Below are 20,836 nucleotides of genomic sequence, written 5' to 3'. Positions count from 1 at the left end.
TGATGGTGGAACATGAAAAGATGAAAGTTGAGGAGACTACGGCTGTCATCGACGCCCAAGGCCTCCACCACAGGGTCCTAAACGGGCTTATCAAGAAAGCTGTTTTCGAAGGCGCGAAGAAGCTTCGGATCCTCAACGTTCACGGGCAGAGGTACATTGGAGCAGGGTTAAGCCACGGTGTAGAGGTTGAAATCCACGGCACACCTGGCGGAGACCTAGCTTCCTTCATGGGAGGCTCAAGGATAACCGTTTACGGCAACGTAGAGGACGGCTGCGGCAATACCATGGCCGGCGGCGAGGTTGTGGTGCATGGCCACGCAGGCGACATCGTAGGCTATGCCATGAGGGGCGGACGGATCTTCATCCGCGGCTGCGTAGGCTACAGAGCTGCCATTCATATGAAAGGCTTTCAGGAAAGGAAACCCGTTCTTGTGGTAGGCGGGAACGCGGGGGACTTCCTAGGCGAGTACATGGCGGGAGGCGTCATCGTCCTCTTGAGGCTGAACGGGAGCGGGGAAAGGGAAGGGAAGGCGAACTTCCTAGGCACAGGAATGCACGGGGGAACCATATATCTTAGAGGGGAAATTTCAGGTTTGAACAATCACGTCCGTTCTGTTGAGATGAATGGAGAAGACCTAAGGCTGCTCCGGGAACTGGTGGAAAAATTTTCTAGACACTTCGGTTACGATACTGACAGAATTCTGAAAGACGGCTTCACTAAGCTGATCCCAGCAGCCCGCAGGCCTTACCACGAACATTACAGTTGAGCGGGGGAAGCTGAAGTCTAAAGCTGAAGCCCGCACTGCGCGTTTTTATTCCCTTGAATCAGAGAAATATCTTGGGAGAAGCGTCGGTGGCCTTAAACGCGAAAGAACTTGTTCTGAAAAGCCTCAAGGAGAAAGACGGAAAGTTCGTATCCGGTGAAAAGCTGAGCGCGGAGCTGAAGGTTACTAGGGCGGCTGTGTGGAAGCAGATTCAAGCCCTCCGCAAAGACGGTTACACCATCGAATCTAAGCCCAAGCTGGGCTACCGTCTGCTGGGTGTCCCCGACGTTCTCTTCCCATGGGAGATTCAAGCTCAACGGGGTAGAAGCCTCATAGGCCACAGCGTCCACCGCTTCGATGAGCTGGATTCCACCATGGATAAAGCTGAAGAACTGGCTCAAGCCGGCGGGGAAGAAGGCCTTGTGGTGGTTGCTGAAACCCAGAAGCGAGGAAAAGGCCGAATGGGAAGGATGTGGCTTTCCCCCCAAGGCGGTGTATGGCTGTCCATCATCCTCCGGCCGAAGATTCATCCCCGATATGCGCCCATTCTCAGTCTCATGGCAGCGGTGGCTGTCGCCCGCGCCATTTGGAGGGTCTGTCATCTGGAGGCAAAGCTCAAGTGGCCTAACGATGTGCTGTTAGAGGGAAGAAAGGTTTCAGGGATCTTGACCAAGATAAACGCGGAAACAGACCTCATCAACTACGTTATCGTGGGGGTGGGAGTGAACGTCAACGTCAACCCGGCGTCCTTGGATCCGAGGCTGAGAGAGGCTGCCACATGTCTGAAGGACGAGGCTGGCAGGGAAATCTCCCGAACAACATTTGTGCAAGTGCTCCTAGAGGAGAAAGAGAAGCTTTACCGCTTGTTTCTCCGCCGTGATTTCACCGCCATCCTGAATGCGTGGAAAAGACTCTCAGACACCTTGGGCAGGTGGGTTAGGGTTGAGTTTCAAGGAGAAGCCGTGGAGGGGGAAGCCGTGGACTTGGATGGGACGGGGGGGCTGCTTCTGAAGCTTGCAGACGGCTCGCTGAGGCAGGTTTTGGCCGGGGATGTGAAGGTGCTGAGGAATCGTTAACTTTATAAGAAGTTTAAGTTTACATTTTAGAACCTGAGAAAAACCATGAGGATGAAGCCTTTCGAAATTACCCTCGCCGCCCTCTTCGCCGCCCTCACCGCCATAGGCGCGTATATTTCCATCCCCCTCTACCTTGTGCCCATCACGCTCCAGACCTTCTTCGTCTATCTAGCCGGCGCCGTGTTAGGCGGCCGTTTAGCTGCCCTCAGTCAGCTGGTCTACATAGGCTTAGGCGGCGTTGGGTTCCCGGTGTTCGCGGGAGGCATGGCTGGCTTCGGCGTCCTCCTCGGCCCTACAGGCGGATACCTAGCAGGATTCGTTCTGGGAGCCTATGTCATCGGAAAATTGACGGAGTTAAAGGGGGAGAGACGCTTCGTCTACGTCTTCCTTTCCATGTTGCTGGGAACGGCCATCATCTACAGCTTGGGAGCTGTTCAGCTTTCTTTCTACCTGGATTTCAGCTTGAAGCGGGCTGTGGCCGTGGGGGTCTTGCCCTTCCTTCCCGGCGATGCCCTCAAGATGGCTTTGGCAGCCTACGTCGCCAGCACCCGCCATATGCGGTCTCTAGCCTTGAAGATCAAGGCCGCCTCAAGGAAGAAAAATTTGTGAAAGCTTCTCTGGCGGGGCGATTGGTTTATATAAACTTCGGCTCCTATTTTACCAGAAACCTTGAGCGCCGGCTGAGTAGTTGAAATGTCTTCCCCCAAGTTTGAGGTTAACATCGTCGAAGAAAAAGAAAACCCTCTCCTCAGTAGAAAGGAGGCTGTCTTTGAAGTCGTTCACACCATGTCCTCCACGCCGAGCAGGAAGGAGGTCCGGGAGAAACTCGCCGGGAAGCTGAACGCGGACCCCAGCCTCGTCCACATCGTCAAGATGGAGACCAAGACACGCACATGGAAAACTCGGGGAACAGTCCACGCCTATTTTTCTCCGGAAAAAGCGGAGCAAGTAATTCCCAAATATTTTGCTTGGAGAGGACTGCCCAAAAGCGAAAAGGAAAAACTTCTGAAGGAGAAAAAAGCGAAGAAAGCCGCCGCGCCCAAAAAGTAGCTGTTTCAGGTTTTTTCCGCTGCTTTTTTGATGTATTCCATGTATCCGCAGCCGCCGCAAGCCCAGCGGGATGGGTTATCATGGCGGGCCATGGTTTTCTTGCAGCGGGGGCATCTTTTATTCTTGAAGGTAACTTTTCCCGTCTGGTAGTCGACTTCGTAGCGGCTCCAAACTCCTTTTTCAGGTTTCCTTACCCTTTCCGACAATTTTTTATTCAACCTCTTCCATGCGGCTTATGATCTTTTCAGCGAATTTTTTCCTTTCAGCGGTGACCCTTACCGCTACCACACCTTCTCCGGGCTGCCCGTAGAGAACCAAAGATTCCTTGGGAGCATATAAAATTGCTGGCAGGGTCAGCAGGTCTTCCTCCCCCTCGACAAGGATAACCCCCGCTTCCTCCGACTCCAAGGCCTCCCTCACAGCTACCAAGGCTGCTTCCGTCAAAACACCGGCTGGGTTTTCGACCCTCAAAACCTTGGAGGGATACAACTTTAACTCGGAGGTTTTTCGTCTTTCAACCTTTCCGTCCACGATGTAGAGGTCGGCTTTGATTCCCATTCTCTCCAGCGCCGCGGAAGTCTGGTCCCCCACGGCCACCAGTTTGGGGGGCTTGAGTTGTTCAAGCTTCTTCCGCAGCCTCTTTTCTACGCTGGCTTCTGCTTCTTTCAAAAGTTCGCCTAAAGGCTTCTTCAGCTTCGACCTTAGGTTGGGGAGGAGAAGTTTACGTTTAACCCTTCCTTCCTCCAAGAGGCTGCGTTTCAGGTTTTGACTGCTGGAAAATATATGTTTTTGGCTTCCCATATTTTTTATTCACGGCTATGTCGACTTTTGGCTTAGTATAGAGAGCATAATTACATTGCGGGGGGATTTTTTAAAATATATTAGGTTATAATATCTTTATATTCATGTTTATTATAAGGATTTAATCACAAGAGCTCGGAGGACGAGGGGTTTGGAGGCTAGAAAAATCCAGCAGGTAAGCGTTTCAACCTTCATCGTATCCTTACCTCGAGATTGGAGTGTAGAGACCGGTTTAAAGAAGGGAGACATCGTCTACATCAAAAGGGAGGACGACGGTTCCCTTAGAATCTATCCCAGCAAGATGGCGGAGGAAAAGCCTGTGAAATGTATCATCAAAAGCGACCTCTGCGAAGGGGAAGGCATGCTGACGAGAGTCCTCACAGGAAACTATCTTCTCGGCCACGACACCATGGAGGTAGAGGCGAACAAGGAAATTCATCCTCGGCATTTTGAAGAAATCCGCAACACCGTCAAGCAGCTTACAGGCTTGGGGGTAGTGGAGCAGACGTTGAAGAAGGTTATCCTTCAAAGCTTTGTGGACTCAACCAAGTTTCCCATCTACGGCCTCATCAGCCGCCTCCATGTCATCGTGAGCTCCATGCAGGAGGCCACCGTCAGAGCCCTCTTGGAACGCCGGCCGGAGCTCGCCCAAGAGGCCTTGCATATGGAGGTAGAGGCAGACAGAATCTACTGGCTGATTATCAGGCAGCTTCTCACGGCCATGCGGAAGCCGGAGCTGGCTAAGAAGATAGGCATTGAGTCTCCGACGCACATCTCCGGCAACAGGGTCATCGCCGTGTGCCTAGAGAGGATCGGGGACTTTGTGGAAACCATGGCTTATGGTGTTCTTCAGCTTCTGGAGAGGGGTTTAACAGAGTCTCGGCTGTTGGAGGAGATTCGCGAATACAACGAAGTGATCAAAGGGATTTCGGATAAGATTTTCAGAGCCTTTTTCACCAAGGACATGGCCCTAGCCAACGATGTCATCGAAACCGTGGAGGTAAGCGTGAAGGGAGAAAAAAGGCTGACGGAAAAGATAGCTGGGAATTTCGCAGAGATGCGGAAGCGAGGTGTCTCCGACCCTTGCTTAGTATGCTTGAACCTCAGCCAGATCGTGGGGAACCTAATCCAGATTTCAACCTACTACAAGACCATAGCCGAAGTCACAATCAACCGAATTCTGGAAGAACCCACCAAAATATGCTCTTTCAAATCTGTCTAGGAGACAGCGCCACCGGAAGCTGCTTCTTTGCCGTTTGACACTTGGATTTTTTAAGCGGGGGAGATGGCTTGGTTGACAGGTCCAGCGGAAGGCAAAATTCATCTTAAAGCCCATGTTTTCCTTCAAGAAGGCGGCAACCGAATTGAACTCCATGATGCAACGGTCTACGTTCACTTAAAGGGCTATGCCCTAGCTAGGGTAACGCATTTGGATGTGGAGCATGAAGCCCTCGACGGGCTGCTTCCCTTGAAAGGCGGACGGTTTTTAACCGTGAGAGGAATCAAAGGCGGGCTGGAGATAAAGCTGGAACTCACTGGCAGCAAGTCAGCTCAGCCTCCAACTGTTACTGTCCTCTCTCCGGTTTTAAACAGGGTTCTGAAAGCTGGGGAGAAAACAAGGACTTGGGTTGGGGGGAAGAGGGACGGCCTCTACGTGGGATTTAGAAAGGCGGAGGTTGAAAAACTGGAAGCCCTAGCCCAAACTACCCAAGCGGGGTGAAGGTTGGTCGTTAAATATAAAAGAGCCAACCGGCTTAGACAGGCGAGGCTTAACCGCCATGAAGGCCGACGTCCTCATCAAGGGAGGTAAAATCTTCACCCCCGGAGGCATCTTCGAAGCCAGCTTGGTGGTGGATGGTGGGGAGATCGCAGCCTTCACCACAGAGCCAGAGCTGGTTCAAGCCGACCTCATTGTGGACGTGAAAGGCGGCCTCATCCTCCCGGGAGTGATGGACAGCCATGTGCATTTCAGGGAGCCGGGCTTAACCCATAAGGAGGATTTTTCCACAGGCTCCCAAGCCGCTGCCTTCGGGGGCGTGACCACAGTCATGGACATGCCTAACACCAAGCCCCCCACGGTGGACGGTCAGGCCTTCCAAGCCAAAAAGGAGGCCGCGGAGAAAAAAGCCTACGTAGACTTCGGCCTCTGGGGAGGCATTTCCTCCGACAACCTGGCGGAGGCTCCTTCCCTGAAAAAAGCAGGGGCGGTGGGGGTGAAGATGATGGCTTCCGCCCGCGAGCGAGCTGAAGGAGCCAGCATCTTCTCCGTGCCTGAAAGCGGCTGGGAGGTCCTCGCTATATTGAAGACCGCGGTCTCCTCCCAGCTTCTCGTAGGGGTTCACGCGGAGAACTCCCGGCTGGCGGCTCAGCTGGAAAACCGGCTGAGGCAGGAAGGGCGGCGGGACCCAGCTGCCCACTCGGAGGCTAAACCCAGCCCCTTGGAAGCGGCGGAAGCGGCTAGGGTGCTCCTCACCGCCAAGATGGTGGGAGCCCGCCTTCACCTAGTCCACGCAACCTCTCGGGAGTCCGTCGGCTTAGTGAGGTGGGCTAAGGCTTCGGGATTTGGGGTGACCGCGGAAACATGCCCTCACTACCTTCTCCTCACTCAAGAGAACCTCCGAACCCTTGGCCCCGCTGCCAAGGTGAACCCTCCTCTGCGTTCCCGCGAAGACGGAGAGGCCCTATGGGAGGCTTTGGCGGAGGGAACAGTGGACACGTTGGCTTCAGACCATGCTCCTCACACCCCGGAGGAGAAGGAGCGGGGGTGGAGGGATTTTTGGGAAGCCCCCTCAGGTTTTTGCGGTGTGGAAACTCTGCTCCCTCTTATGCTGACCCAAGTGAACCGGGGTCGGCTGTCCTTGGAGAAGCTGGTTCAACTTCTCTCCGAGAACCCGGCTAGAATCTTCGGCCTTTACCCGAGGAAGGGGGCCGTTCAAGTGGGCGCTGAAGCCGACTTGGTGGTGGTGGACATGAAAAGGGAGAGGCTTATCAGGGTGGAGGAACTCCACAGCCGGGGCAAGGTTTCCCCCTGGCATGGGTGGAGGGTTCGAGGGGTCCCCGTCATGACGTTTGTCCGAGGGTCGTTGGTGGTGGAAGAAGGCGTCCTCGTCGGCAAGCCGGGATGGGGCAGAATGGTCAAGCCGCAGGTTTAAGGCAGCTTCAAACTGGAGGCTTAATTTAACTGTTAACACTTTTTCCTTGAAAGGGAGAAGGGTACATGGAAGCCGAGGAGGGAAGAGCTGAGAAGGAAGCCGCGGCTGAGAAGCGGCCTGTGGAAGGGTTCGTGAAGGGGGAAAAGGTTTACGTGAGCTTGAAAGACCCTGAGGCCGCCCGCCTCGTCAGCCGAGGCTTTGGGGAGGAGACTCGAGGCCGCTTGGAACTTGCCTCTTGGGAAGCCCTCTACTTGGTGGCGGAGGGGGAGCTACGGGTTGTGGAGAAAGACTCCGGCGTGGCGATGAGCTTTGAGGAGTTGCTTTCTTTTTTCTCTCAGAAAGACCGGAGGGTCTGGTCTAAATACCTAGTCTACCGAGACCTTCGAAGCCGAGGCTACACCGTCAAGAAAGGCTTCGGGCACGGCAGCCACTTCCGGGTCTACGAAAGAGGAGCCTACGGCAAGGAGCCTGCTAAGTTCCTCATCAGCACCATGCTGGAGGGGGAGCCCCTCCCTGTTCAGGAGCTGGTTAAAACCCTGAGCAGCGCCCGCAGCCTCAAGAAGGAAGCCATCCTAGGGGTCATCGAAAGGAGAGGAGAAGTAGTCTATTACACTCTCTCCCAGTTCAACCCCTAACCCTCGACGGCTGAAACTAGGACGGGGTTATGCGCGATAGTAGCACCTAGTAACACTACCAGTTTAACCCTAACCTTCGACGCCTGAAACCTTGGAGGGCACTTCTTCGATTTTAACCTCCGCCTCCATGCGCTTCCTCAAATCCCTCAGTCTCACCAAGCCCTTCTCCAGCTCCCGAGGGCCGACGACGAGGGCGAAGGGGATGCCGGAGGCATCCGCGTACTCTAGCTGACCCTTGAGAGGCCGGTTTTTGAGGTCGTAGTCCACGGAGATGCCCTGAGCCCTCAGCCATCCCGCCAGCTCCAAGGCTTTCCCTCTCACCTCCGAGGTAGCCGCAGCCACAAAGACCTGGGGAGCCTGAGTGGAGGACGGAATGCTTCCCGCTTTCTCCAAAGCTATCAGAAGCCTTTCGATGCCTCCCGCGGTGCCCGTGGCCGGGAGGTCCCTGCCGTAGACGCGGCAGAGGCCGTCGTAGCGGCCGCCTCCCACCACCGCCCCTAGGGCGGCTTCCATCCTGTCGTAGATTTCGAAGACCACTCCGTCGTAGTAGCCGATTCCCCGGATGACGCTCATGTCCAAGAGGCAGGGAGCTGTCTTTCCCAGAAGCTTCAAGCTGTCGACGACGCGGCGGAGCTCCTCCAAACCCCGCTCTGCTTCAGGGCTTTTCCAAGGCGTCTCCGCCAGCACTGCCAAGGCGGCTTCGGGCTCCTTCTTTATGGAAATAAAATCCAGCAGACGGTTTCTCTGCTCGGCGGCCAAGTTCAGGTTTTCCAGCTCTTGGGTGAAGCGGTTTTCCTCCAGTTTGCCGCGTTTGTCAATGACCCTCAACACGGCTTCCCGCTTTTCCTGGTTTTCCAAGCCCAGCTGGCTGAGGAAGGCTTCCACCAGCCTTCGGTTGCTGATCCTGACCTCGAAGTCTTTCAGCCCCAAGTTTTCGAGAACGTCGACGCTGAGGGCGATAACTTCCGCGTCCGCCTCAGGCAGGGGGCTTCCGAAGATTTCCGCGTCCCACTGGTAGAAGCAGCGGTAGCGCCCGTACTGGGGTTCGTCGTAGCGCCACATGTTGGAGAGGGCGCAGAGCTTCAGGGGTGTAGCCCAGTCAGGGCGGCTGGCCACCATCCTCGCCAGCCCCACGGTGAGGTCGAACCTTAGACCCAGTTTTCGGCGGGCCTTGTCTTCAAACCAGTAGATTTCCTCCCGGATGCTGGGGCCGCATTTGGCTTCTAGGGTTTCGAGGCTTTCGATGGGGGAAGGCTCCACCAGTTGAAAGCCGTACCTCTCCATGACCTCGAGGATTTTGCGGTTGACCCAAAGCCGGCGTCCCGCCTCCTCAGCTTCGATGTCCCTCATGCCCCGGGGCAGGGGGAAATTTTTCTTCAGCCTTCTCCCCTCAAACAGGTTACAGATTAGAAAAGCTGCTGGAGCAATAAAAGGCTAAGCCCAGCTTTCCCATGGTTAGGCCTTACTGAGCCGTCGCTTCCTTAATATTTGGATATGCCGCTGTCTTTACTGGGAGGTGAAGCCCGTGTGCAGATTCGCGAAACTGGCTGACTCCGAACTCAGGAAGGTTAGGGAGTTGGAGAAAAGCCTGGGCATTGTCCTTCTGGCAGTTCAGAAGCCGCCTGTCCCCGCTAAACTGTCTAAGGCTAGGTTGAAGAAGCTTCAGCAGCTAGAAAAGGAGCTGGGAGCCAAACTGGTAGCCTACAAATAACCGGCAGCGACCTACCGGAAACATAACCCAAGCGGCCTTGGGGATAAGGCTTTTAGAGAAAGCGGACTTCCACAATACTGAATGTAAACCATGTCTTTCAAGGCTTTAGGTTGGATGGAAAAGACCTGCATGCTCTGCGGGAGAAAAGACCGCCTCATAGCCCAAGCCTTGGGAGTCTGCCCCTCCTGCCTGAAGGAGAAGGCGGAGGAAGCGGAGCCCCTCATCCTAAAAGCCCACCGGAGAAGCCGCCTTCAATGGGGGCTACCCCCAAGCCCACCTAAGACCTCAGGGGGTATCCCCTGTACTCTCTGCTCCAACGAATGCAGGATGGGCCCGGGGGAAAAGGGTTACTGCGGCCTCCGCTGGAACCAAGATGGAAGACTGGTCAGCCTCACCAAACCCGACCGAGGGGTTCTCCACGCCTACCGGGACCCTCACGTGACCAACTGCTGCGCCGCCTATTTCTGCCCAGGGGGCACCGGGGAAGGCTATCCCAAGTATGCCCGGAGGCCGGGGGCTGAGGTAGGCTACTCTAACTTGGCCGTGTTCTTCTACGGATGCAATTTTGACTGCTTCTTCTGTCAGAACATGAACCATAAGGAAATCAACGTAGGTCAAACTGTGGAGCAAGGCGACCTCCTCCGCCGGGTTTCCGCCGACTCCACTTACACGTGCCTGTGCTTCTTCGGAGGCTCCCCTGAGCCGCAGCTTCCCTTCGCCCTCCGGCTTTCCAAAACCTTGAGGGAAGAAAACCCTAACCGCGTTCTGAGGATCTGCTTCGAATGGAACGGCTGCGGAAACCCCAAGCTGGTGAGGGAGGCCGCGGAGCTAGCTTGGGAAAGCGGGGGAAACCTGAAGTTCGACCTCAAAGCCTTCACCCCCATCCTCAGCCTCGCTTTGAGCGGGGTCCCCAACCAGAGGGCTTACGAAAACTTCGAAATGGTTGCAAGGGAGTTTTCCACCAAGCGCCCTGGGCTGCCGGTGGTCAATGCCACAACCCTCCTCGTACCCGGCTACGTGGATGAGGGGGAAGTGGGAGAGATAGCTCGATTCATTTCAAGCTTGGACGAGGGTATACCCTACTCACTGCTCATCTTCCACCCCGACCACTTGATGGTGGATCTTCCGGTGACACCGGAGAAGCAGGTGGAACGATGCTATCAGGCGGCCAAGAAACACCTCAGGAGAGTGCACGTAGGCAACCTGCACCTTCTGGGTTTAAACAACATGATCTACGGATTTTGAAGAGAAATTTCCCAGCCGAAGCCTTCTTGGAAGTTTTCATTAAGAACTATCTACTACCTATAAATAATACCAACGTTTTTCTGGATGTATATAGAAGGTGGAAAATTTTATTATTAACTTGAATAACGTATCTTCTCGCAGAGAGGTGTGAATTTGCCGTGAGCCAAGATACTAACCCTTACCACATCGCCATTAAACAGCTGGAGATGGCTGCAGAGAAGATAGGATTAGACCCCAACATCACGGAGTTACTCAAACATCCTAAAAGAGTTCTCATCGTATCAGTGCCGGTTAAGATGGACGACGGCAAGGTGAAGGTGTTCACAGGCTACCGGGTTCAGCATAACCCTTGGAGGGGCGCCTACAAGGGAGGCATAAGATACCATCCCAAGGTGGACTTGGACGAGGTTAAGGCCCTCGCCATGTGGATGACCTGGAAGGCGGCTGTGATGGACATCCCCTACGGAGGAGCCAAAGGCGGAGTGGTCTGCAACCCCAAGGAAATGTCCCAAGGGGAACTGGAGCGGATGACCCGCCGGTACACGACCATGATCCTCGACGAGATAGGCCCCTACAAGGATGTCCCCGCCCCGGATGTTTACACCAATCCCCAAGTTATGGCCTGGATCATGGACACTTACAGCACCATCAAAGGCTATGCGGTGCCCGAAATAGTTACAGGTAAACCGGTGAGCATCGGAGGTTCCCTCGGCAGGCTGGGAGCTACGGGAAGAGGCGTGGCCATCTGCGCCAGAGAAGCGTGCAGCAAACTCGGTATGAGCATCAAGGATGCCAGAGTTGCCGTCCAAGGTTATGGAAACGTGGGATATCATGCCGCTGTCATCGCTGCGGAGATGGGCGCTAGGCTCATAGCGGCGTCCGACTCCAAAGGAGGCGTCTACAACCCCTCCGGAATAGACCCCGTGAAACTAAGGGAACATAAACAGCAAACCGGCTCTGTGCTCGGCTATCCTGGAGCTGAGGAGATAACTAACGAGGAACTTCTGACATTGGACTGCGACATCCTGATGCCTTGTGCTTTGGAAAGTGTTCTAACGGAAAAAAACGCGGCGGAGGTTAAAGCTAAAATTGTCAGCGAAGGCGCCAACGGCCCGACGACGCCTCAAGCGGACAAGATAATATATGAAAAAGGCATCCTGCTTATTCCTGACATCCTCGCCAACGCCGGCGGGGTTACCGTCAGCTACTTTGAGTGGGTTCAGAACCTGCACCGAGAGCAGTGGACAGAGGAGGAAGTCAACCAAAAGCTTGAGCGGAAGATGGTTAAGGCTTTCAACGACGTTTACCAATTGGCGAAGAAAGAAAATGTTGACATGAGAACCGCTGCTATGATTCTTGCCGTGCAACGGGTTGCCGAGGCCTTTAAGGGTCTTTTCCCTTAGCAGCATTCCAAGGAGAACCTTTTTTACATAAAAGGTTTTATTGTTTCCGCTGACATATATAAGATGGGTACGCTTACCTAGATTTAGAGCTGCTTCTGATCCAGATGGTTGTTGAGGGAAAAAATTGGAGAGGTGGCAATATCTTTACCCTATGAAACGGCCTTTCTTAGCTATGCTGTTTCTTTTCTTCGCCTTTACTTTCATCGGCTACCTTGCCGGAGGAGAGCTTTCAGCGGAGTTCATGGAGGCTTTAAGGGAATTTTACGGCGGCGTCCAAGAGCTGACAGCAGTGGAGTTTGTTGTGTTCATTTTTATCAACAACGCGGGGAAAAGCTTCTTGGTGATGCTGCTGGGTGTTTTCTTCGGAATCCCTCCCCTCCTCTTCATCTCCCTCAACGGCTTAACCATAGGACTGGTTGCCTTTGAAACCGTGAAGAGGGAGGGCTTCTTCTTCCTGCTGGCGGCCATCCTACCCCACGGAGTCCTCGAGCTTCCAGCAGTCATCCTCGGCTCCGCCATCGGCCTTAAGTTCGGCTTCATGGCCGTACGAAAGCTCAGGGGCGAAAGGGGGCTGGGCTTGGTGATGAAAGAAGGCTTCCTCTTCTTCGCCCTCCGAATCTTGCCTTTACTTTTTCTGGCGGCGGTCATCGAGGTCTTCGTTACCCCTGCGCTGCTTCAGACCTTTTTCGGCTGAAGGGCCGGTGAAAACCAAAAAAGGGCAGAGGCCAAAAAGGTTGCCGAAAAAACATAAGTTGAGGGATGTTTTTAATAGGTTTCTGTGGGATAGAAGACTTAACCCCGAAGACTACACCGTAACCTTCACCCACCGGGGAGTAGCGGAAGACAGGAAGACGGTGCCCTGCAGCCGGGTGGTGAAGGCAGGCGGGTCTTGGTTCCTCTACCGGGAGGGCGCAGCCGAGGTCTTCATCCCCTTCCACAGGGTCTTAGAAATAAAAAACACCAAAACCGGGGAGACCTTGTGGAAGAAAACCCGTTGCCGCGGGTAGCGAAGGAGCGGGGATCGCCAAGCCTGGTCAAAGGCGCAGGGCTTAGGACCCTGTCCCGGAGGGGTTCGTGGGTTCAAATCCCACTCCCCGCACCAGTATTTGAACACCGGACTTTCTTGGAATGTTCAAAGCAATCGAAAAGCTAAATTAAACGTTCAGCGTAAATTTTAATCACCTAAAGTTTAGGTTGGGAACAGCTATGGATCTGCACGATTTTCTCCGCAGGATTCCGAAGGTTGAGCTTCACGTTCACTTGGAGGGTTCGGTGAAGGCTTCAACGTTTGTGGAGCTTGCTCGAAAGCATGGGGTGAAGCTGCCTCCCCACGATAAGCCTGAGGACCTCTACGATTACCCGGACATCTACAGGTTTCTCCAGATATACGACTTGGTGGCGCGGGCGGTGCGGGATCGGGATGATTTTCGGAGGATCACCTACGAAACCCTGCAGGAGGCGGCGGAGCACAACGTGCGCTACCGGGAAATGTTCTGGAGTCCCAAGGTTCACATGGATTTAGGCGTACCCTACGACACTGCCATCGACGGAATCCGCGACGGAATCCGCGACGCGGAGAGGGACTACGGCATCCGGTGCAAGATGATCGCCGGCATCAACCGCATGGAACCCCCGGAGAAAGGTTTTGAAATGGTTAAAACCGTCATCGAAAACCCACGCGACGAGCTCATCGGAATAGGCATGGACTACGCGGAAGCCGACAACCCGCCTGAAAAGTTTTGGAAAGCCTACAGGCTCGCCGCCCAGCATGGCCTTCACCTGACCGCCCACGCCAGCGAGGATGCCCCTCCACGCAACGTGGAAACATGCCTCGACCTCCTCGGCTGTGAGCGCATCGACCACGGCTACCACGTGATCGAGGACGAAGCCCTCACCAGAAGATGCGCGGAGGAAGGCGTGGTCTTCACCGTCTGCCCGATTTCCACAGCCTGGGTCTACTTCGGAAACAACCTCGCCAACCACCCCATCAAGGAGATGGCGAGACGCGGCTTGAAGATCATGGTAAACTGCGACGACCCCCCCATGTTCAAGACCAACCCTACAAAGGAGTACATCGTGATGGCGGAGTACATGGGATTCTCGCCAGCCGACTTCAGGGAGTTCGTCCTCAACGGCATCGACGGCTCCTGGCTTGACGACCCCACCAAACGCCGGTGGAGAAGAGAGTGGGCTTGGGAAATCGACAAGCTGATGGCTCAGCTCGAAAAAGAAGCTGGGTGAAGCTCACCCCAAAGAGCGCAGCTACACCTAACTTTTGGCTTGGAAATCAATAGCCCATGTGGGAGCAGCTGAATAATAAAAATAGGAACAAAGGTCAACCGAGTTTGGAGCCGGGAGCAGGATTTGAACCTGCATGAAGCGGGTCTGCAGCCCGCCGCCTAACCGCTCGGCCATCCCGGCGTTGGAAGGGTTAAATGTAAAAGTTTTTCAGGTTGATAAAAACCTATCCTTCCTTCGGCGGAGCTTTTATGGGTTTAAGCGGGCACTCTAAACCCATGGGAGAAGCGGCGGTGGCCGTGGCCACCTCTGACGGAGAGCTCAGCTATCGGCTAAGGGAGGAGCTGAGGAAGCAAGGGCTGGGGTTTATTCTTCGAAGACCCGAGGACCCTGTGCCCCTCACCGTTAAGGCTGTGCTGACGACGGAGCAGGAGGCGAGGCGAGTTAAGCATCACACTGTCATCGCCTGCCGGGGAGACACTGTGAAGGAGGCTGTTGCTCAAGCCCTCAGAGCCGTCAAGGGTCTGCCCTCTGTCATCCCTGAAGCCTTGACGGTGGGCATCGACCCGGGGAAAACCGTGGGCTACGCTGCCCTGCTGGGAAGGACGGTGGTGCAGAAGGCCAGCTACCGCAGCCTCGCTCAGCTGAAGGAAGCCTTAAAGGCGGCAGTGACAGGGTGGGGTGTGAAAAAGCTGGTGGTCAAGGTGGGAGGCCGAGGTCGGCTGGGAGCGGAGAGCGAGGGGTCTTCCTACGAGGCGGTTAGGAGGGTAGTGGAGACCGTGGCTGAGGAGACAGGAGTCCAAGCTCAAATCCTCCTCGTCGACGAAAGGGATACCACCGCCAAGGCTAGGAGGCTGGGGATAGGGCGGAGGGAGAGGGATGAGGCCTCAGCCTTGGAGATCGCCTTCCGCTAAGGTGAAGCCGCAGAGGCTTGAAGGAGGGGAACAACCTGAGCCTTCGGGAGGTTTCCGTAGCCCCGGGGAAAACCCTCATCCTCCACGGCTCCGCCTCCCTCACTCTTCTCAGCGGGCAGGTCTCTGTCTTGGGCGCGCCTCTGCCAGCGGGCTTGAAGGTCAGAGTTCGCCGGTGGAGAACCGTCCCCGCTTTCTGCGTCCAAGCCTCCCGCTTTCAGCTGACCTTGGGCGAGGGCAGCTTGGTGGAGGAGTTTGAGGGAAACTCCATCCCCCAAGACTGGGAAAGGGCCGCTGAAACCGTTCTGAGGAGGGCGGAGGGGGGAAACACCGTGGCCGCCGTCCTAGGGGGAGTGGACGTGGGGAAGACCACCTTCACCATGTTCTTGGCCAACAAGGCCTTAGGCTTCCATCCGCATCCTTTGAAGGTGAACATCGTGGACAGCGACCCCGGGCAGTCGGACTTAGGGCCGCCCACCACCATCGGCTCCTGCGCTCTTACCCACCTTGTCTACGACCTATCCTTCGAAAACCCGGACCGTTTGCTGTTCGTGGGCGCCACTTCGCCGTCTCAGGTTCAGGGGAAAATTTTGAAAGCCGTCTCCGTCCTCTGCCGGGAAAGTCGGGGGAGCTTCCCCCTCACCGTCCTGAACACCGACGGCTGGGTGGATGGGGAGGACGCTCAAGCCTACAAGCTTCGCCTCCTCCAAGCCGCTGAAGCCCGCTGCGCTGTGCTTCTTCAAGGGAGGGAGACGACAGGAACGCTGGCTGAAGCCTTGGAAAAAGAAGGCCTTGAGCTGATGAGAGTGAAAGCCTCTCCGGCGGTGAGACGGCGGACCCGTGAGGAAAGAAAAGAGCTCCGGTGGCAGATGTATCGGAAACACTTGAAGACTCCCGCGGTTAAGGTCTTGCCCTTGGGAAAAGTGAAGCCTCCGGAGGCTGGTTTTTCCTTGGAAAAGGGCTCCATCCTAGGCCTTTACGATGCCGCGGAGAGGTTTCTGGGCTTAGGCGTCTTGAAGCATGTGGACTGGGAGAAGAAAACTTTGAAGGTGTTAACCTCTGTCGACAGGCCGGTGGAGAAGGTGGAGGTGGGGCAGGTTTTCGAAGACTCCGCCCTCTAGCCCGACGGCCCCTTCCCGGCTCCGGCTTTCCGAAGGGTTCTCCTCAGCTTTTCCCCGTCTTCGAGGAGGCGCAAGGCCTCCTTGGGCGTCAGGGTGAGGGGCTGTTCGCCTAGGTCTTTGGCTGCGAAGTAGGCGGCTTTTTGAATTTCCCCCACCAGCCGAGAGTCCACTAGGTCGGCGAGGTGGACGAGGAGGGCTTCCAGCGTCCGAGGGGATATGGGTCCCCATTCCCCGTGGCTGGCGGCCAGCACGTGGAGAAAGTCCACTGGAAAGCCGTGTTTGTAAGCCTCCCCCAGGAGGAGGGACAGGTGGTCCAGCCGCTGGCCTAGGGGGGATACGTCGTAGGTTCCGTCTTCCCGGAGGACGTAGACGGCGGGCTTGTAGAGGTCGTGGATGAGGGCTCCGGCGATGAGGAAATCCCTGTTCACCTTCTTCCAGCCATAGCATTCCTCCAGCACATCCGCCAGCGCGAGGGCGAGCTTGACGGTGGAGACCGTGTGCTCCGCCAAGCCGCCGGGATAGGAATGATGCTTAGTCCGCCCGGCGGGAGCTGTGAAGAAAGTTAGGCTTCCCCGCCCCTTTCTTTCACCCTGAGTTAGAGTCTTGTCGATGAAACTTTCCACCTGAGCCCTGAATTTTCGGTCTTTGATCCCAGCGGCCAGCTTCTTCAATTCCTTCCGGTTCATCCGGGCCACCGCTGGTTAAACTGTCCCAGAGCCAGCTTAATAAACCTAGCCTGAAGGGGGCGGGGAAACGGTTTAAAACAACCCCGGCGCTATCAAGCTTAGCCGGGGTGGCGGAGCGGTAACGCGCTGGACTCGAGATCGCCTCCGCGACGGAACATCCAGTGGACCTTCGGGTCCTCAGGGGTTCAAAATGCCTTGGGCAGGAAAATCCCTTCCCCGGCGCCATCCTCTCTCATCCCACTGGCCCGGCTATTCTAGGTACAGGTTTTTCAGCATCTCCTCCATGTGGGCGGAGACGCTGGGGGGCTTTAGGACTCCGTCCTCGGTCACTATTCCGGATAGGCAGTCAGCCGGGGTGATGTCGAAGTAAACGTTTCTCACCCCAACCCCCGGCAGGGTTTGAGGGTTCACAACCTCGGAGGGGTCCTTTTCCTCCAGCGCCACCGCTTCCCCCAGCAGGCTGCGGACGTGAAACTTCAGCCTCTCGCAGACCACGTAGAAGGGCACCCGGCTTCTCCGCGCAGCCAAGGCCATCGTCAGCGTGCCCACCTTGTTGACGGCGGAGCCGTCGGCTAGGATGCTATCGGCGCCCACCAGCACCAAGTCCACCCGATCCATAAAGCAGCCGGCCGCCGCGTCGACGATGAAGGCCACGGGGATACCCATCTCAGAGAGAGCCTTGGCTGTGGCTGTTCCCTCGCAGAGGGGCCGAGACTCGGTGACCACGGCCTCCACCCCCTTTCCAGCTTGGAGGGCGTGGTGGAAGGCCTGTAGAACCGTGGAGCTGTAGCTGTGGGTCATCACCTTGGCCTTCCGCGGAAACAGCTCCGCTGCCTTCCGGGCAGCAGCCGCAGAGGCCTCCTCCGACTGCCGGATAAGCTCCTCAGCCTTGGAAAGGGCGAAGGCCCTAAGGGAAAAGGGAGGCTCCGTCTTCCCCTTTTCCAGCAGTTGATGGAGGAGGAAGCCGACGCTATTGGCCAAGGCCGCCATGCTGGGCCTTGCCTCCATCAGCAGCCGGCCCACCTGCTTCAGGTAGCCTAGATAGTCCCCCGCATCAGCCGCCTTGGGTGGGGAGTATCTTTCCGCCGCCAGCTTCACCACCCTCAGGGCTTCCCGGGCCAGTTGGCTTGCGCCCTTCCAGCGGTCTGCTTTGATGAGTTCGATTTCCCTGAGGACCTGCGGGTCCAACGGCTGCCCGCCGGGTTTCTCCCAGACTCTTTCCAAAGTTTCCTCCAGCTTTGGAACGGTTTCATACCGGCCTATTTCCTCAGGCCTTATCCACTGGCATTCCCGGTGCTCCCAGTCCATCTGAATTCGGTCAGACTTCACCCTGAAAAGGAAGGGGTAAACCTTCCAGACGACTTTCTTTTCCAAGTCTGGAACCAGTAAAGGCTTACCCTTCCGGAGCAGTTGAACCTGTTCGGAGGTTAGCCCTACTTCTTCCCTGAGCTCCTGCAAAGCCCGGTGGAGAGGGTCTTCGCCCTCCTCCAGGTAGCCGCTGACGCCAGCCCACCTTCCCCGGTAGGTTCCCACCTTCTCGCTCCTCCTCAGGATCAGGATTTTCCCTTCATGCTCGAGGAATGACGTGACGACGTCCCTCCGCTCCATCCGCCTCCCCACTATTTTGATGGACATTCCGAAGAAAAAATCAGCCTGTTTTCGGCGGGCACCTCCCACCTGGGAGAGGCAACCTGATAAGGGGGGAGGAAATTTAAGATAGGAGGTTTAGAATGAGGCTGCCGCCCCTCTTCGTCGCCTGCACCATTACTTTTCTCGTCTACCTCGGAGCCTTCATGAGGCTGCCTATCATTCCCCTCTACGCCCAAGCCCAAGGAGCCACCCTCACCCAGGTGGGCTTCATCACCGCCGCCTTCATGCTGGCCGCCTCGGCGGTGGCCATTCCCTTCGGGCTGACCTCCGACAGGCTGGGGCGGAGGCGACTGGTCCTCTTGGGCGCGTTCATCAACGCCGCGGTTTCTTTCCTCCTCCCCTTCGCCGGGCAGCCCTACCTCATCCTAGCCGTCTACGCCTTAGCCGGCCTAGGCATCGCCGCCTACACGCCTTCCATCATCGCTTTCGTCGGGGATGTGTCCGGAAGCCTCAGCTTCGGCCGAGCCTACGGGCTGTATACCACGTTCATGGCCGTGGCCATGGCGGTGGGGCCGGGTTTCGGAGGCCTAATTGCCGGACTTGCCGGCTTCAAGGGCTCCTTCACCCTCTCCGGCTTCATCATCACCGCAGGCCTGCTGTTCGGCCTCACCGCCTTTCCCAGCACAAAACGGAAGGAGGCGGCTTTGCCCTCCGCCCGCATCCTCCAAGAGTTTAGGCTGCTGTTCGCCAACCGGGTAGCCCTCGTCTGCTTTGTCTCAGCGTTCTGCCTGACTTTCACCTGGGGGATAACGCCGGCTTTCATACCGCTCTACGCCAAAAGCATCGGCCTAAGCGTCTTCGCCATCGGCCTGCTGTTCACAGCCCAGTCCACGGCCAGCGCCGCCATCCGGCTTCCCTTCGGCACCCTCTCCGACCGACTGGGCAGGAGGATGCCGTTCATGTTCCTCGGCCTCCTCACAGCAGCCTCCGCCACCCTGTTCCTAACCTCCTCCACCAACCTCCCGGTCCTCGCGGCGCTGATGGGCTTGGTGGGCTTAGCCATGGGAATGACCTTCCTTTCCGCCAGCGCCCTCCTCGCCGAGACCACAACGCAGGGGGGAAGAGGCCTAGCCATGGGAGCCTACAGCACCTGCTTCTACGCCGGCATGGCCGCCAGCCCAGCCCTCTTGGGGCAGGTTATCTCCGCCTACGGCTTTCAACCGGGCTTTTCCATCGCGGCGGCGGTATCCTACGCCGGGCTTTCCATCGCCCTCTTCCTTGCCGGTGGAGTAGGATTTCGAAAAGTTGTTGGATGAGTTTTGAACGCGGCTCCCCGCCGGGGTGGTGACGGTTTCCCGGCCGCCTTTTTTCAACTGGTTTTGGGCGGAGGGGAAGGTGTGACCAAATCTATCATGTCGGTGAGGTAGTCTACAATCTGGTCGAAGAGAAAGATGAGGTTGTAGAAGGCGGGGGGCGTCTGCTGCTGGTAGAGGGTGAAGGTTTCTTTTATCTTTTCCAAAGCCCGCTGGGACTCCGCTTTCTTCCGCAGGGCGGAGGTTTGAAGTCTTTCATCCTTGGAAAACAGAGCCCTCATGGCCTCTTCAAAGGCAGCCTGAAAGCTCTCCTGAAAGCTTGCTATTGCCTGAGTTAACTCTGGAGGAAGCCTTCCCTCTGCGCCCATGGCCACGGTGGATTCCGCTATCTTCACCGCCTCGTCAGCCATGTTTTCGATGAGGCTGGCTATCAGCCTGTAGTCCAAGCAGTCGATGAGGGAAATGTTGAGCTTCTCGCTGAGGCGAGGGTTCAGGATGAGGCTTCGGAGAAGCCTGACCAAGAGAAAGTAAAGCCGGTCGATTTCCTCGTCCCTCGCCCTCACCAAGGCGGCTTTTTCGACGTCGAAGTCGACGAGGTGGCTTAGAGCATCCCTGCAGAGGCTGGAGGAAAGGACGTATTGCCGGCGGAGAATTTTTTCCGGAGGCGAGGCGGAAGCCTTGAGGAGGCACTGCAAAACCACCGTCTGAGGGCTTTCTTCGATGATTTCAACTCCGATGAGGCGGGCAACCACCCTCTTTATTCGCTTCATTAATTCCTCCGTAACCCTGGGAGCCTGAACCAAGATAAGCTCGTAGCCGAGGAGGTAGCTGCTGAGGATGCGGTCTTCCAGCCTCTCCGAAGCCTTCAACGTTATCTCCGGAGAAACCTCCACGGCATATTCAGGGTCTAAAACTAAGCAGCCGTCGCTTCGCTCCCTCAAGTAAATGGGGGAGCCTCTCTTGAGGTTGAAGCGTTTAGCCCAGTTTTTAGGCAGGGAAAGCATGTAGGTTCCGTCAGCTGTCCTCTGAATTTTCCTAACCTCAACAGACAGCTTCTTCACCATAAAACTGGCATTGGCAAGTTTTAAATCGTTTTCTAATCTACACTAATGCGGACGGCTGTTTTCAAGGCAGGTAGGT

At 56.2% G+C, this 20,836-nt stretch carries 23 protein-coding genes and 3 tRNA genes; 19 read left to right on the top strand and 7 right to left on the bottom strand.

The window, feature by feature from the left end; all coding sequences use genetic code 11:
* Positions 1 to 2: 2 nt before the first annotated feature.
* The 4 genes from BWM17_RS02230 to BWM17_RS02215 all read left to right on the top strand — a co-directional run bounded on the left by BWM17_RS02230 (position 3) and on the right by BWM17_RS02215 (position 2,890).
* On the top strand, positions 3 to 767 hold the full coding sequence (locus BWM17_RS02230; protein ID WP_309492258.1) for a hypothetical protein: 765 nt from the start codon (positions 3 to 5) through the stop codon (positions 765 to 767).
* A gap of 53 nt (positions 768 to 820) precedes the next feature.
* Positions 821 to 1,840 (top strand): biotin--[acetyl-CoA-carboxylase] ligase, encoded by a 1,020-nt coding sequence (locus tag BWM17_RS02225; RefSeq protein WP_309492257.1) that lies wholly within the window; start codon positions 821 to 823, stop codon positions 1,838 to 1,840.
* A gap of 45 nt (positions 1,841 to 1,885) precedes the next feature.
* Positions 1,886 to 2,449 (top strand): biotin transporter BioY, encoded by a 564-nt coding sequence (locus BWM17_RS02220; protein WP_309492256.1) that lies wholly within the window; start codon positions 1,886 to 1,888, stop codon positions 2,447 to 2,449.
* 84 nt (positions 2,450 to 2,533) lie between these two features.
* Complete coding sequence (locus BWM17_RS02215; protein ID WP_309492255.1) at positions 2,534 to 2,890, top strand: hypothetical protein; 357 nt, start codon at positions 2,534 to 2,536, stop codon at positions 2,888 to 2,890.
* Positions 2,891 to 2,895: 5 nt separating this feature from the next.
* Here the strand turns inward: BWM17_RS02215 and BWM17_RS02210 are convergent, their stop codons facing one another.
* Both BWM17_RS02210 and BWM17_RS02205 read right to left on the bottom strand, forming a co-directional pair.
* The gene (locus BWM17_RS02210) at positions 2,896 to 3,096 is read right to left on the bottom strand and encodes a 30S ribosomal protein S27ae (protein ID WP_309492254.1); all 201 of its coding nucleotides are present in this window, start codon (positions 3,094 to 3,096) and stop codon (positions 2,896 to 2,898) included.
* Positions 3,097 to 3,100: 4 nt separating this feature from the next.
* Positions 3,101 to 3,637 carry a GTP-dependent dephospho-CoA kinase family protein gene (locus BWM17_RS02205; RefSeq protein ID WP_309492253.1) on the bottom strand — a complete coding sequence of 179 codons (537 nt, stop codon included), beginning with the start codon at positions 3,635 to 3,637 and terminating at the stop codon, positions 3,101 to 3,103.
* A 205-nt stretch (positions 3,638 to 3,842) separates the two neighbouring features.
* On the opposite strand from BWM17_RS02205, the gene BWM17_RS02200 reads away from it, so the two are divergent.
* The 4 genes from BWM17_RS02200 to endA all read left to right on the top strand — a co-directional run bounded on the left by BWM17_RS02200 (position 3,843) and on the right by endA (position 7,478).
* Positions 3,843 to 4,913, top strand: coding sequence for a phosphate uptake regulator PhoU (locus tag BWM17_RS02200; RefSeq protein ID WP_309492251.1), 1,071 nt, complete (start codon positions 3,843 to 3,845; stop codon positions 4,911 to 4,913).
* Positions 4,914 to 4,976: 63 nt separating this feature from the next.
* On the top strand, positions 4,977 to 5,411 hold the full coding sequence (locus BWM17_RS02195) for a hypothetical protein (RefSeq protein WP_309492250.1): 435 nt from the start codon (positions 4,977 to 4,979) through the stop codon (positions 5,409 to 5,411).
* A gap of 58 nt (positions 5,412 to 5,469) precedes the next feature.
* On the top strand, positions 5,470 to 6,843 hold the full coding sequence (allB, locus tag BWM17_RS02190) for an allantoinase AllB (RefSeq protein WP_309492249.1): 1,374 nt from the start codon (positions 5,470 to 5,472) through the stop codon (positions 6,841 to 6,843).
* Positions 6,844 to 6,908: 65 nt separating this feature from the next.
* Complete coding sequence (endA, locus tag BWM17_RS02185) at positions 6,909 to 7,478, top strand: tRNA-intron lyase (protein ID WP_309492248.1); 570 nt, start codon at positions 6,909 to 6,911, stop codon at positions 7,476 to 7,478.
* A gap of 69 nt (positions 7,479 to 7,547) precedes the next feature.
* On the opposite strand, the gene hisS is transcribed toward endA, so the two are convergent.
* Entirely contained in the window at positions 7,548 to 8,828 is a 1,281-nt protein-coding gene (gene hisS, locus BWM17_RS02180; protein ID WP_309492247.1) for a histidine--tRNA ligase, read from the bottom strand.
* A 175-nt stretch (positions 8,829 to 9,003) separates the two neighbouring features.
* Between hisS and BWM17_RS02175 the strand changes: the two genes are divergently transcribed.
* The 7 genes from BWM17_RS02175 to add all read left to right on the top strand — a co-directional run bounded on the left by BWM17_RS02175 (position 9,004) and on the right by add (position 14,078).
* The gene (locus tag BWM17_RS02175; protein ID WP_309492246.1) at positions 9,004 to 9,189 is read left to right on the top strand and encodes a hypothetical protein; all 186 of its coding nucleotides are present in this window, start codon (positions 9,004 to 9,006) and stop codon (positions 9,187 to 9,189) included.
* Between the two features lie 114 nt (positions 9,190 to 9,303).
* The gene (locus BWM17_RS02170) at positions 9,304 to 10,434 is read left to right on the top strand and encodes a radical SAM protein (protein ID WP_309492245.1); all 1,131 of its coding nucleotides are present in this window, start codon (positions 9,304 to 9,306) and stop codon (positions 10,432 to 10,434) included.
* A 158-nt stretch (positions 10,435 to 10,592) separates the two neighbouring features.
* On the top strand, positions 10,593 to 11,837 hold the full coding sequence (locus tag BWM17_RS02165) for a Glu/Leu/Phe/Val dehydrogenase (RefSeq protein WP_309492244.1): 1,245 nt from the start codon (positions 10,593 to 10,595) through the stop codon (positions 11,835 to 11,837).
* Between the two features lie 172 nt (positions 11,838 to 12,009).
* Positions 12,010 to 12,531, top strand: coding sequence for a stage II sporulation protein M (locus tag BWM17_RS02160; protein ID WP_309492243.1), 522 nt, complete (start codon positions 12,010 to 12,012; stop codon positions 12,529 to 12,531).
* Positions 12,532 to 12,571: 40 nt separating this feature from the next.
* Positions 12,572 to 12,844 carry an RNA repair domain-containing protein gene (locus tag BWM17_RS02155; RefSeq protein WP_309492242.1) on the top strand — a complete coding sequence of 91 codons (273 nt, stop codon included), beginning with the start codon at positions 12,572 to 12,574 and terminating at the stop codon, positions 12,842 to 12,844.
* 7 nt (positions 12,845 to 12,851) lie between these two features.
* Positions 12,852 to 12,939, top strand: a tRNA-Leu gene (locus tag BWM17_RS02150).
* A 104-nt stretch (positions 12,940 to 13,043) separates the two neighbouring features.
* Entirely contained in the window at positions 13,044 to 14,078 is a 1,035-nt protein-coding gene (gene add / locus BWM17_RS02145) for an adenosine deaminase (protein WP_309492241.1), read from the top strand.
* Between the two features lie 105 nt (positions 14,079 to 14,183).
* Here add and BWM17_RS02140 read toward each other — a convergent pair.
* Positions 14,184 to 14,258 (bottom strand) — tRNA-Cys (locus BWM17_RS02140).
* Between the two features lie 68 nt (positions 14,259 to 14,326).
* On the opposite strand from BWM17_RS02140, the gene BWM17_RS02135 reads away from it, so the two are divergent.
* Together BWM17_RS02135 and BWM17_RS02130 are read left to right on the top strand one after the other, a co-directional pair.
* Positions 14,327 to 14,989, top strand: a complete 663-nt coding sequence (locus BWM17_RS02135) for a hypothetical protein (protein ID WP_309492239.1) — start codon at positions 14,327 to 14,329, stop codon at positions 14,987 to 14,989.
* 17 nt (positions 14,990 to 15,006) lie between these two features.
* On the top strand, positions 15,007 to 16,107 hold the full coding sequence (locus tag BWM17_RS02130; protein WP_309492238.1) for a Clp1/GlmU family protein: 1,101 nt from the start codon (positions 15,007 to 15,009) through the stop codon (positions 16,105 to 16,107).
* Here the strand turns inward: BWM17_RS02130 and BWM17_RS02125 are convergent.
* Positions 16,104 to 16,793 (bottom strand): HD domain-containing protein, encoded by a 690-nt coding sequence (locus BWM17_RS02125; protein ID WP_309492237.1) that lies wholly within the window; start codon positions 16,791 to 16,793, stop codon positions 16,104 to 16,106. The genes BWM17_RS02130 and BWM17_RS02125 overlap by 4 nt on opposite strands.
* A gap of 101 nt (positions 16,794 to 16,894) precedes the next feature.
* On the opposite strand from BWM17_RS02125, the gene BWM17_RS02120 reads away from it, so the two are divergent.
* A tRNA-Ser gene (locus tag BWM17_RS02120) sits at positions 16,895 to 17,018 on the top strand.
* Positions 17,019 to 17,042: 24 nt separating this feature from the next.
* Here the strand turns inward: BWM17_RS02120 and BWM17_RS02115 are convergent.
* The gene (locus BWM17_RS02115; protein ID WP_309492236.1) at positions 17,043 to 18,470 is read right to left on the bottom strand and encodes an NUDIX domain-containing protein; all 1,428 of its coding nucleotides are present in this window, start codon (positions 18,468 to 18,470) and stop codon (positions 17,043 to 17,045) included.
* A 53-nt stretch (positions 18,471 to 18,523) separates the two neighbouring features.
* Between BWM17_RS02115 and BWM17_RS02110 the strand changes: the two genes are divergently transcribed.
* The gene (locus BWM17_RS02110) at positions 18,524 to 19,699 is read left to right on the top strand and encodes an MFS transporter (RefSeq protein ID WP_309492235.1); all 1,176 of its coding nucleotides are present in this window, start codon (positions 18,524 to 18,526) and stop codon (positions 19,697 to 19,699) included.
* A 53-nt stretch (positions 19,700 to 19,752) separates the two neighbouring features.
* On the opposite strand, the gene BWM17_RS02105 is transcribed toward BWM17_RS02110, so the two are convergent.
* The gene (locus BWM17_RS02105) at positions 19,753 to 20,757 is read right to left on the bottom strand and encodes a phosphate uptake regulator PhoU (RefSeq protein ID WP_309492233.1); all 1,005 of its coding nucleotides are present in this window, start codon (positions 20,755 to 20,757) and stop codon (positions 19,753 to 19,755) included.
* Positions 20,758 to 20,836 lie beyond the last annotated feature (79 nt).

Origin of the sequence: Candidatus Hecatella orcuttiae, from assembly GCF_002009985.1 — an archaeon.
Taxonomy (GTDB): Archaea; Thermoproteota; Bathyarchaeia; order Hecatellales; family Hecatellaceae; genus Hecatella; species Hecatella orcuttiae.
This window is presented reverse-complemented; position numbering and strand designations above follow the sequence as displayed.